Annotated in this window: 7 protein-coding genes; 1 reads left to right on the forward strand and 6 read right to left on the reverse strand. The window is 74.3% G+C overall.

What is annotated here, in order from left to right:
- Nucleotides 1-4: 4 nt before the first annotated feature.
- From ACIPEP_RS10855 to ACIPEP_RS10870, 4 genes are read right to left on the reverse strand one after another with little or no spacing between them, the layout of a single operon-like run.
- The gene (locus ACIPEP_RS10855; RefSeq protein ID WP_402717260.1) at nucleotides 5-2,749 is read right to left on the reverse strand and encodes an ATP-binding protein; all 2,745 of its coding nucleotides are present in this window, start codon (nucleotides 2,747-2,749) and stop codon (nucleotides 5-7) included.
- A gap of 20 nt (nucleotides 2,750-2,769) precedes the next feature.
- A complete protein-coding gene (locus ACIPEP_RS10860; protein ID WP_402717261.1) occupies nucleotides 2,770-4,104 on the reverse strand; it encodes a hypothetical protein in 1,335 nt (444 codons plus the stop codon).
- Nucleotides 4,101-4,844: an ABC transporter ATP-binding protein gene (locus ACIPEP_RS10865; protein WP_309889266.1), complete on the reverse strand. Its 744-nt coding sequence runs from the start codon at nucleotides 4,842-4,844 to the stop codon at nucleotides 4,101-4,103. Before ACIPEP_RS10865 ends, ACIPEP_RS10860 begins: the two co-directional genes overlap by 4 nt.
- Nucleotides 4,845-4,904: 60 nt before the next feature.
- The gene (locus ACIPEP_RS10870) at nucleotides 4,905-7,112 is read right to left on the reverse strand and encodes a helix-turn-helix domain-containing protein (protein WP_402717262.1); all 2,208 of its coding nucleotides are present in this window, start codon (nucleotides 7,110-7,112) and stop codon (nucleotides 4,905-4,907) included.
- A 121-nt stretch (nucleotides 7,113-7,233) separates the two neighbouring features.
- On the opposite strand from ACIPEP_RS10870, the gene ACIPEP_RS10875 reads away from it, so the two are divergent.
- A complete protein-coding gene (locus ACIPEP_RS10875) occupies nucleotides 7,234-8,085 on the forward strand; it encodes a helix-turn-helix transcriptional regulator (protein ID WP_336697671.1) in 852 nt (283 codons plus the stop codon).
- A gap of 31 nt (nucleotides 8,086-8,116) precedes the next feature.
- Here ACIPEP_RS10875 and ACIPEP_RS10880 read toward each other — a convergent pair whose 3' ends face one another.
- Both ACIPEP_RS10880 and ACIPEP_RS10885 read right to left on the reverse strand, forming a co-directional pair.
- On the reverse strand, nucleotides 8,117-10,318 hold the full coding sequence (locus ACIPEP_RS10880; protein WP_336697672.1) for a helix-turn-helix domain-containing protein: 2,202 nt from the start codon (nucleotides 10,316-10,318) through the stop codon (nucleotides 8,117-8,119).
- Between the two features lie 42 nt (nucleotides 10,319-10,360).
- On the reverse strand, nucleotides 10,361-11,701 hold the full coding sequence (locus ACIPEP_RS10885; protein ID WP_402717263.1) for an MBL fold metallo-hydrolase: 1,341 nt from the start codon (nucleotides 11,699-11,701) through the stop codon (nucleotides 10,361-10,363).
- Nucleotides 11,702-11,723: the final 22 nt, after the last annotated feature.

Consider the following 11,723-nt stretch of genomic DNA (forward strand, 5'->3'; position numbering starts at 1 on the left):
GCCCTCAGTCGGAACGGTCCGAGGGCCGCAGCGCACCGGCCAGCTGGGACCGTCTGCTGATGCCGAGCTTCGTGAACGCCCGGGACAGGTGCGCCGCGACCGTCCGGTGCGAGAGGTAGACCTCGTCCGCGATCTCCTTGTTGGTGCGCCCGGTCGCCGCCATGCGCGACACGAGGAGCTCCTGCGCGGTGAGGAGTCGAGCCGGCGCCCGGTCCGTCGACGTCCGGTCCGTCGACTGTCCACCGGTCGCCCGGAGTTCGGACGCGGCGCGCGCGGCCCAGTTGCGGGCGCCGATGCGGTCGAACAGCCGGGCCGCCTCGGACAGGTGCTGACGTGCATCGACGATCCGGCGGACGCGCCGCAGCCGTTCACCCAGGTGCAGTCGCGCGACCGCGAGGTCGAACGGTGTGTCGATCGCCGAACCGAGGTCGACCGCCGCGGCGAGGTGCCCGAGGGCCGTCTCGTCGTCCGGTGCGAGGAGACCGCGCGTCCGCTCGACGAGCAGCGCGAGGTGCGGCGAGCCGGTCGTGGCGGCCGCCGCGGCGGCGTCCGTCAGCCAGGCACGGACCGAGTCGGTGTCGCCCGCGCGGACCGCCGACTCGACCACGTCGGCGCCCGCCCACAGCGCCACCGCGCCGTTCGCCCGCGTGCGCACCTGGTGTGCCACGGCGTCCTCGTGGCGTCCCTCGTCGACGGCGATGAGTGCTGCCGCCCACGCGGCGGTCGCGACGATGCGCGCGAAGGCGCCGGCCACCGGGATCTCGTCCAGGGCCGCGAGTCGTGTCCGGGCCGTGGCCGTGTCCCCGGCCCGCACGAGGGCCCGCGCCGCCTCGGAGAGCGCCATCCCGGCGACCACCGGGAGGTCGAGCTCGAGGCTGAGACGCTCCGCGCGATCGGCGTCGGCGAGTCCGTCGGTGAGGTGGCCCGCCGTGACGCGGGGTGAGGCACGTCCACACAGAGCGGTGGTCTCGTCGCTCGTGCGTGCCGCATCGTGGAACAGCCGGACGCCAGCGGTCCAGCACCGGTCCGACGTGGCCATGTCGCCGGACTCCTCGGCGGCGAACGCCAGGCAGTTCACGATGACGCCGTCGGTCGCCTGTGCACGGGCGAGGAACCGGTCCACGGTGCGCTCGTCGAGACGCTGCCCGGGACGGACGAGGGCGAGTGCCACCTCGGCGAGCACCGCGTCGTCGGCGTCCCCGCGTCCGACCGGAGCGTGGTCGACGTCCTCCACCGTGGCGGCCACGAGCGCTCGGACGGCGTCCGCCTCCTGGTGGATGTAGCACTTCGCCGCCGCCCACAGCAGGACCTCGGCACGCTCGGTCGGATCTGCCCGGGTCGTCGCGAACGCCACGAGCTCCTCGGCCGTCCGACCACGGTGGTCCGCGGTCATGCTCAGCATCCACTCCGCGCGGGCGAACCGGTGCTGTGCGCGTCCGTCCGACAGGTCGGTGAGCGGCTTCGCACGGTCGAGCAAGGCGGACGCCTCACCCGAGGCGCCGGCGCGTCGGGCTGCCTCGGCGGCCTCCACCAACCGGTTCGCCTGCTGGGTCGGGTCGGGCGAGAGGTCGGCGGCTCGCCGCCACGCCGATGCCGCCTCGGCGGGGGCGCCCTGCCGGAGCGCAGCACTCGCCACGGCGTCGAGTTCAACGGCGACCGCCTCGTCGAGGCCGGTCGTCGCCTCGGCCCGGTGGATCGCACGGCGACTGGGCGAACGGACCGCCAGTGCCAGGGCGTGGTGGACCTCGCGCCGACGGACCGGATCGGCGGCGTCGTAGTGCGCCGACCCCACCAGCGGGTGCCGTGGCACGAACCGGTCGCCGTCACGCCGCAGCAGACCCTCGCGCTCGAGGGTCGCCAACTCGCCTGCGCCGAGCCCGACACCCACGAGTGCCTGCTCGAGCTCCCGTGCGGTGGCGTCCTCTCCGGCGACCGCGACGAGCAACGCCCGCTGGGTCGTCTCCGGGAGCAGCAGGACACCGGCGAGGAACGTCCGCTCGAGTCGGGCGGACATGCGTTCGGACAGTGGTCCGCGCGCAGTGCCGGCGACGGGCGCGGAGAACTCGAGCAGGGCGAGCGGGTTGCCGTACGACTCCCGACGCACCCGTGCCCGTTCCCCGGTCGGCAGGTGGTCCGCGACGTCGGTGAGCAGTCGGTCCGCCGCGGCGTCGTCGAGCGGACCGACGTGGAGCACGGTCGGGAACGCGTCCTCGTGGTCACCGACAGGGGTACCGCTCCGGGTCGTCGCGACGAGGAGGACGGGGAGTCCGCGGACCCGCGATGCGACGAAGAGGAGCGCCTCGAGCGAGGTCCGGTCCGTCCAGTGCAGATCGTCGACGAGTGCCACCACGGTCCCGTGGCTGCTCGCCTCCTCGAACAGCCCGAGCACGGCGATGCCGAGCAGGAGCCGGTCGGGGGCCGGTCCGTCACGACGGCCGAAGGCGACGTCGAGGGCCGAAGCCTGACGATCGGGGAGGGCGGCCCCGAAGGGCAGGAGCGGGTGGAGCAGCTCGTGCAGGCCGCCGAACGGGATCTCGGTCCCGCTGCGGACCCCACGGGCACGGAGGACGAACCGGACGTCCGCGGTGGCGTCCGCGGCGACGGTCTCCAGCAGGGCGCTCTTGCCGATGCCGGGATCGCCGTCGACCAGGACCGCGGTACCGTGCCCCCGCCGGGCGTGGTCCAGGGCACCGGCCAGGACGAGGAGTTCGGCGTCGCGGCCGACCAGTTGCGAGGCGCGTTCGGGCACGGTGTGAGCATACGTCGCCGTCAGTCGCCCGGCGAGGTCCTCCTCCGTGTCCGCCCCGGCACGGCCGGCAGGAAGGACGACAGCACGACGAGAGCCGTGCACAGCGCGCCGATCACCACCAGGACCGCGACGGGGACGATCGGCCTGGTCGACGGGTACCGCCCGACGAGCACCGCCCACTCCGCGATGACGGAGACGCCCACGGTGGCCGCGGCGATGAGCGTGCCGCTCACCCCGAGGACGACACCCTCGAGTGCCGCGACGGCCACTGGTAAGGCCGGGGTCGCGCCGACGGCCAGGAGCTGCTCGCGCTCCTGCGCGCGGTCCCGAGCCGCCATCGCCGCCGTCGCCGCGGCCCCGACGGCGGCGAGCAGGACCGGGCCGCTGAGGACGAGGACGGTCGTCACCGCTGAGCCGCTCCCGGTCGCGTCGTCTCCGGTCGCTGTCGCCGCCGTCCGCTGACCCCCGACGAGCGCCGTCGGCAGGGCCACGGCCACCAGGAGCGCCGCGAGCGTCGTGTCGCTCCGAGCCGCAGCCCGCCGGACAGCTGCGCGCGCGAGAGCGAAGGACACCGACGCGCTCGCCGGCACCGCCGCCGTCCAGAGCCGGACGACGGGTGCACCGACCGACCTGCCGAGGACGGCGACCGCCGCGACCAGCACCGGACCGATGAGGAGTGCCGACGCCGCGCCGTCCGGTACGGACGCCGGGAGTCCGGCGAGCATGCTCGCCGCGAGCGCCGTCAGCAGTGCCGCGACCGTGGCACGGAGGATCGGCGGTCGACGTCCGCGCACACCCGGTCCGACACCGAGCAGCAGCGGGGTCGTGGCGGCGCGGCGGCTCCCCGAGAGCCCGGCGACGACCGCGGCGGTGACCGTCAGCCCGACGACGACGACGGCCTCGGCCCAGGAAGCGGCCACCCGGACCCCGTCGAGTCCGGAGGCTCCGGCCAGGGCTGCGTCGACGGCGGCCGGGACGACGACGCCAGCCGCGGCCGCTCCGACCACGGCGCCGAGCACGGCGACGAGTGCGGTCTGGACGAGCACCGTCACACGGACCCCTCGAGGAGTGACGCCGGCCAGCTGCCAGAGGGCGTACGTCCGCTCCAGGAGCCCCGCGGTGAGCCGCACCACGGCGGACACCACCACGAGGATCGCGATGAGCCCGAACGCGGCGGTCGTGCCCGCGATGGACAGCAGCGCCAGCCCCCGGACCCCGGGTGTCCGCAGGCCGCCGACCACGAGCACACCGGGGACGCTGCCTGCCAGTGCGGCGACCGCGGACACCGCGCACAGGCCGGCCCAGACGCGCCACGACGTGCGGAGATCGGCTGCCGCCAGGCGGACGAGGATCATGCGCGTACCGACGCACGCTCGATCGAGTCGAAGAGCGCGTCGACGTCCGGTGCGACCAGCTCCGCGTGGACGACGCCGTCCCGCAGGACGATCGCGCGGTCGGCCCGCGCCGCGGCCGCGAGGTCGTGCGTCACCATGACGACCGAACGCTGCCCCGAGGCGGTGTGCCGCAGCAGGTCGAGCACCGCGCCGCCGGCCACCGTGTCGAGCGCCCCGGTCGGTTCGTCGGCGAACACCACCTGCGGCCGTGCGACGAGCGTCCGGGCGATCGCCACGCGCTGCTGCTGTCCGCCGGACATCGAATCCGGGTACCGGTGTGCGGAGTCGAGCATCCCGACGGCCTCCAGTGCGGCGTCGACCGTCCGGCGATCAGCGGGGCGTTTCGCCAGGCGTGCCGGCAGCGCCACGTTCTCCCGGGCGGTGAGTGCCGGGAGCAGGTTGTACGACTGGAAGACGAAGCCGACCCGACCGCGTCGGAACCGGGCCGACCGCTGCCGCGAGAGCGGGCCGATGTCGGTGCCGTCGATCTCCACGGTGCCCCGGAGCGGGCGTTCCAGACCGGACAGGCACGCGAGCAGCGTGCTCTTGCCGGAGCCGCTCGGGCCGACGACCGCCAGCATCTCGCCGCGCTGGACGTCGAGCGACACCCCGCGCAGGACCGGCTCGGCCGCGCGACCGGGATAGGCGTGCTCGACGTCGCGGGCGCGCACGATGGGTCGGTCGTCAGGGTCTCGCTGCACCGTCGCAGGCTAGCCAGCGAGGAAGGCCGTGCGCCTGTCTCTGCCGGGGACAGTCTCCGCTCAGGGCGCGCGGCCGTCGATCCGCTCGAGCAGCGCGCGGAGCTCGCCGAGCACCACCGCCGCCTGGGCGTCCGCCCGATCGGCGTCGACCAGGGCGATCCCGCGCTCGGCGTCGCGTCGGGCTCCGTCGGCCTCCCCGGAACCGAACAGCGCCTCGGCACGCTGTCGGAGCGCGCGAGCAGCACCCGTGTCCCACGACAGTGCCGACGCCGCACCGAACCCCGCGTCCGCCGCGTCCCGGGCTTCGTCCCATCGCCCCAGCGCGTTGGCCGACTTCGCGATCTCCTCCAGCGCGACCACCCGGGTGAACACCGCCCCGGGGTCGCCCTCCCCGACCCGCTGGAGGTCGCGGAGGACCGCTCGGAAGGACGCGATCGCCTCGGCGTGCCGGCCGAGCAGGTGGAGTGCTGCGCCCGCCATCGAGCGACACTGGACGAGCGCGGCGTCGTCCCCGGTCCGCGTGTTCCCGTCGATCGCGGCGTCGATGTGCGGCAGCGCGAGCTCCGGCTGTCGGAGCGCCAGGTGTGCCCACGCGACGTGGTACTCGGCGCTCGCGGACACGGCGTCGTCGTCTGCCGCACGGGCGTCCGCCAGACCCCTCGTGGCGAGCTCGAGCGCACCGGTCCGGTCGCCGCGCTCCATGAGGGCAGCCCACGTCTGCAGACCGAGGAGCCGCGCTGCCGACGCTCGGTCGTCGGCCGCGTGCGCGGCGTCGACCGCGTCGCCGAACAGCTCGTACCAGTGCCCCCATGCCGGCCACAGGTTGGAGAACCACTCGAGACCGGCCGCGGTCCGGATCACGTCGCCGTGCAGCCCGTCCGACACCGCGGCGCGGAACGCCGCCCACCAGTGGTCGACCTCACCGGTGATCCACCGCTTCGCCGCTGCCGGGTCGGCGAACTCCGGATCGGCCTGGTCACGGCGGGCGGACTCGGGAGCGAACCGCCGTGCCGCTCGATCGAGGGACGAGAGGACCGACCGGTGCAGTCGCTCCCGCAGCGCACGGGACGCGCCGGGACCGTCCTCGGCGTCGATCCGATCGGCGCCGAACGCCCGGAGCAGGTCGTGCACGTGGTACCGGTTCCCACCGCGCGGCTCGACGAGACCGAGGTCCACCAACTCCTCGAGTGCGTCCTCGGCGGTCACGTCGTCGAGCCGGAGGGGAGCGCCGCCGGTCCGTGCATCGAAGCTCGTCCCGTCGATCACCGCGAGCGAGCGGAACACCTGCGCCGTGACGGACGGGAGCCGCTCGTAGGAGACGGCGAACGCGGCCTCGACCGAGCGGTCACCGTGCCGGAGGGCGCCGAGCCGTTGCTCCTCGGCGCGCATGGCACCGAGGAAGCCGTCGACGTCGTCCGTCCGTGCCGCGATGCGGCTCCCGGCGATCCGCAGCGCCAGCGGGATCCCCGCGCAGTGCTCGGCCACCGCCGCCAGGGCCGGCTCGCTCGCCACGTCGGGCACGATCCGCTCGAGCAACGCGAGGCCATCGGCGAGCGGCATCGGCTCGACCTGGAGGCGGAGTCCGGCGTCGAGTCCGGCCAGCGGACTCCGGCTCGTCACGATCACCGGCACCCCCGGTCCCGCCGCGTCGACCACCGGACGCACCTGCGCCTCGCTGCCGGCATCGTCGAGCAGGACCGCGTGCCGGTGGTCGGCGCTGAGTTCGCGCCACCGTGCTGCCGCCGCGTCGAAGATCACCGGTGCCTCTTCCGTGCCGTCGGTGGCGAGGGAGACGAGACGGCGGAGGACGTCGAGCGCCGACAGCGGGGCGGCCGTCTGCCCGCCGAGGTCGACGTGGATCCACGGGACACCGCGGACGCGGAGCGCCTCCGCAGCGAACGTGCTCTTGCCGACCCCGGGGCCGCCGGACACGATCACCGCACCCGCGTGGGCGCCCCGGAGACGGTCGAGCACCCTGCCGAGTTCGCGGTCGCGTCCGGTGAAGTCGCCGACGACGTCCGGGGCGCTCGCCTCCGTCGACGGACGGGCCCGACCGATCGACAGCAGCGCGTCCCGTTCCGCTGACGTCACGCCGAGTGCCGCCGCGATCGCCTCGATCGTCGCGCGCTGCGGGCGCCGCGCGACCCCTCGCTCGATGTCGCTGAGGGTCCGCACGCCGACGTGGGCGGCGTCGGCGAGGTCGGCCAGCGTCCGGCCCGCAGTGGTGCGCAACCGCCGGAGGAGCTCGCCGTCGGGTCGTTCCTGCACGTGCTCCTCGATTCCTGCCTGCGTTCTGCATGGTGCCGACGCCGGGTGCCTGGTGGGCTGGTACCCGACATCATGCAGCACCGTTCACGACGGTGCAGCGAGGACGAGCGGGAGCGATGCCATGCCGACTGCGATCACGCCTCTGGGTGAGTACCTCCGCGCACGACGAGCACTCGTGCAGCCGCAGGACGTCGGCATCGTGTCGTCGACGCCGAGGCGGGTCGTCGGGCTGCGACGGGACGAAGTGGCCCGCCGCGCCGGGATCAGTCAGGAGTACTACCTCCGACTCGAGCAGGGCCGCGACCGCCAACCGTCGGACCAGGTGCTGCACGCCCTCGGCCGTGCGCTCCGCCTGGACCAGGACGCGGTGGACCACATGGACCGCCTCGTCCGGATCCAGACCGGCGAGGCTCGTTCCGACGACCACACGACGCCGGCTCGCGTCATGGACACGCTGAGCGGCCTCCTCGACCAGTGGACCGGGACGCCGGCGTACATCATGGACGGCAACCAGGACGTCCTGGTCGTGAACCCGCTGGCACGGGCGATGACGGGCGGCGGGCTGACACCCGGGGTGAACCTGCCGCTGGCGGTGTTCTCGCCGTTCGGCCGCGCGGTGATGGAGGACTGGCCGGAGGCCGCCGCCCGGACCGCGGCGACGCTGCGGTACGGGAGCGATCCCCGCGATCGGCGGCTGCAGGAGATCATCGGCACCCTGTCCGTCCGGGATCCGGATTTCCGGCGGCTCTGGGCACGGCACGACGCCCGCCCGTACCTCAACGGCTCGATCGACCAGGACGTGCACGGCCACGGCCGGGTGACCCTCACGTGCCAGACGCTCGAGGTCCCGGGCCCGCAGCGGTACGTGCTCACCGCCTTCCACGCGGCGGACGGCACGGACGGTGCGCGGGCGCTGGCGGCGCTGCGAGACGAGGTCACGACCGCTCGTGGACGACGCGCCGTCGAGGTCTGACCGCCGGGCGACGCCCTCGTCCCGCGTGCCCTCAGCCGCTCGGCCCGGTGAGCGAGTCGCGGAGCGCCGCCAACTCCCGTTGCAGGGCGTCCAGGCGAGCAGGACGAACGCGTGCCGGCAAGGCGCGGAGCGCGCGGTCCACGTCGGCCAGCGCCTCGGTGGGTCGTCCGAGCTCCACCAGCACCGCCGCCCGCGAACGGAGCAGCAGCCCGATGGACGTCCCGGTGTCGTCCGGCAGCGTCCGGAGCCCGGCGTCGAGGACGTCGAGCGCTTCGCTCGGCGCACCGGACTCGAGGAGCGTGCTGGCGAGCGCCGCGCGGGCCAGCGCCTGCGCGTACCGAACGCGTTCGTCGACGGGGTCGAGCCCCTCCACGATGCCGTCGACCGCCGCTCGGAGCGCGGCGACCGCTTCGTCGTACCGACCCTGTGCCTGCAGGGCGAGGCCCAACATGCCCCGCGCCTGGTGCAGGAAGACCGGGTCGTCCTCGCTCTCGAACCCCGCGACCGCAGCGAGTGCGTGTACTTCGGCGGTGACCGGATCCCCGCGGTCGAGTGCGCTCCAGGCGACGTGGTAGTGCCCCCATGCGATCAGATCGACGGCACCGGTACGTTCCGCCGCGGCGAGCGCCTCGTCCGCGTGCTGCGTGGCCAGTCCGTGGTCGGCTCGTTCGACGTGCGCGGCCCAGGCGAGATGTCCCGCCACTCGTGAACGCGCGGCATCGTCCGCGAGCTCGTCCGCTGCTCGCTGTGCCACGAGGTCGAGCTCGTACCACCGTCCCCAGTCCGGCCAGAGGTTCCCGAACCACTGCAGCACGGTCGTGAGTGCGACCACGATCTCGTGCCACCCGAGCGCGGCGGCCCGGCGGAAGGCCGGCCACCAGTGGTCGACCTCTCCGATGATCCAGTCGCGGGCGACGTCCTGATCGGCGTCCGGTTGTGCGACGGGGGCACGGCCGGGCACCACGAACGCGGACCCGGCCGCGAGGAGCCGGTCGAGCAACCACCGGGTGAGCCGCTCGCGTGCAGCTGCCTCGGTCCGGGCGTCTTCGCGGAGCCGCTCGAGCGCGAACAGCCGGATGATGTCGTGCACGCGGTACCGCGTGCCCCGGGGTTCGACCAGGCCGAGGTCGACCAGTCCCTCGAGTCGGGCCTCGGTCTCGTCTGGGCTCGCGCCGACCGCCGCCGCGACGACGTCGGCGCCGAACGTGACGCCGTCGAGTGCCGCGGTCGCCCGGAACACGGCGGCCGTCGCCGGGTCGAGGTCGTCGTAGGAAACCGCGATCGCCGCCGCGACCGAGACGTCGCCGGCCACGAGCAGCGTGAGTCGGCGATCGGTCGACCGCATGCGGGCGACGAGGTCCGCCACGCTCGTGGCCGGACGGCTCGCGATGCGGTTGGCGGCGACGCGGAGCGCGAGGGGGAATCCGTCGCACAGCGCGATGAGCTCGTCGACCGCAGCAGGATCGCGCTGCTCGGCCGGCACGATGCGTTCGAGCAGGCGACGACCGTCCTCCGGTCCGAGCACGTCGAGGACGATCCGGTCCGCGTCGAGACCCGCGAGCGTCCGACGCGAGGTCGCGACGACGGTCGACCGTCCTTCGACGAGCACGGGTCGGACCTGGTCCTCGCCTGAGACGTTGTCGAGGTGCACCAGCACCCGTTCGGCCGAGCACAGCTCCGACCACCGCGCCCTCGCTGCCGCCAACGTGCCGGGCGGATCGTCCGGGTCGCACTGTCGGAGGACGCGTTGGAGCACCTCCAACGCGGTCGTCGCCGGTCGGCCGTGTCCGGCGAGGTCCACGAACACGCGGCGCTCGGCGGCGGACGCTCGTCCGATCGCCTCCGTCACGAGCGCGGTCTTCCCGATGCCGGGTGGTCCGGAGACGACGACGACCGGCGGGCCCGACGGCCGGTCGAGGTCCGCGACGAGCCGGTCGAGTTCACCCGAGCGCCCGGTGAAGTCCGCCACGCGCGGCGGGCGGAAATCGGTGCGTCCGGTGTCCGGCCCCGCGCCCACCAGCGGCGCCCGGAGCCATCGACGTGCCGCGTCGTCGAGCCCGAGTCCGGAGACCAGCGCCTCGATCGTGCGGGGCTGCGGGTGGCGACTGCGGCCGCGCTCGATGTCGCTGATGCCCCGGACGCTCACGCCCGATCGTTCCGCGAGGGTCTCGAGCGTCATGCCGGCTGCGAGCCGGAGTGTCCGGAGCCGCGCTGCGAGGTCCGTGTCGCCCACGACGCTCCTCCCGGTCGGGGACAGCGTAACCTGAGTCGCGTCTCAGACGAGGTCCGTCGGCTCGTCCGCCTCGTCCTGCGGACGACGCGGGAGCAGGTCTGGCAACTCGGCCTCCGATGGCGGGGGGCCCATCGTGTACAGGGCCACCGCGGAGGCCTCCAACGTCGATCGGTTGCCGAACCGCGGCCACCGCCGGAGCATCTCGCGGACGAACCCACCGGCATCACCGTGGTCCGCGAGCACCGTCTCGACGTCGCCGAGGTACCTGCGGAGCGCGGCGACCTGCGGTCGAGCGGCGTCGGAACGGGAAGCCGGGTGCCGGTGACTCGCGATCACCCATGCCGGACGCAGCGCCTCGACGAGGTCGAGTGCCCGCGCCCAGCTCCGTCGGGAATCCGCGTCCGTGCCGACGAGCCACGGGTGCACGCGGTTGTAGACGAGGTCGCCGCCGATCACCGCGTCGAGGTGCCGGACCGACACCAGGCTCGTCGGCCGGTCGCCGATCCGTCCCACGTCGAACAGCTGCAGTGCATGGCCCTCGAGGTCGACGACCCCGGCCGGGTCGGGGGTCGGAGCGGTGAGGGATCCGGGGAGCCGTCCGGGGAACAACGACTCCCACCGGGAACGGTGTGCGGGCGCCGTCTGGTCGAGCGCACGCGTGGCGACGTCGGCGACGGCCGTCGCGACCGCGTCGGGGAACGCCCGCAGGACGCGACCGAGGCCGAAGAAGTGGTCTGCCTGGCCCTGGGTGACCACGACGGTTCGGAGCCGTTTCCCGCTGCCTCGGATCCACTCGACCAGGGCGTCGGCCTCGTCCGCCGTCATCAGGGCGTCGACGAGGACGGCGTCGTGTTCGCCGGAGACCAGGGTCGCCGTCGTGGGCGACCACGTCGCGGTGCCCGTGCCGTCGAGACCGGTGCGGGCGACGTCCCGGTAGCCTCCGAGCCACACGTCCATGGTGAGGGGGGCGAGGACCGTGCCCCCGGCGGTCCGGAGCCGATCCGCCAGCCACTGCCGGACGCGCTCGCGCTCGGACGCGGACGGGGCGGTGACCGCCTCGGTCGTCCACGTGACGAGGCTCCCCTCTGCCTCCTGGGACACGCGGACGACGCCGTCCACGTCGTCGACCGCCGAACCGCCGGGGACGCGAGCGCGATAGGCGACGACGCCGTCCTCGGTGCGGGAACGCTCCTCGACGACGCCCAGGTCGCCAGGGAGCCGCCGGATCCAGCGACTCGTACCGGGCGCGAGGAGCTCGGTCGCACCGTCGGGACCGACGTGCCCGTCGGCGAAGTCGACGAAGCGGGACCACGTCGCGCTCGGCGAGCAGTCGAAACGGGCGGCGACGGTGACGTGCGCCCGGCGGACCGGTGGATCGTGCACGACACTCCCTTCGCACTGCGCC

It is taken from the genome of Curtobacterium sp. NPDC087082, from assembly GCF_044745045.1.
Classification (GTDB): domain Bacteria; phylum Actinomycetota; class Actinomycetes; order Actinomycetales; family Microbacteriaceae; genus Curtobacterium.

What these genes read in the sequence shown, in the direction of transcription:
- ACIPEP_RS10860 (WP_402717261.1), bottom strand. Translation starts at nt 4,104, where the DNA reads ATGATCCTCGTCCGCCTGGCGGCAGCCGATCTCCGCACGTCGTGGCGC.
- ACIPEP_RS10875 (WP_336697671.1), top strand. Translation starts at nt 7,234, where the DNA reads ATGCCGACTGCGATCACGCCTCTGGGTGAGTACCTCCGCGCACGACGA.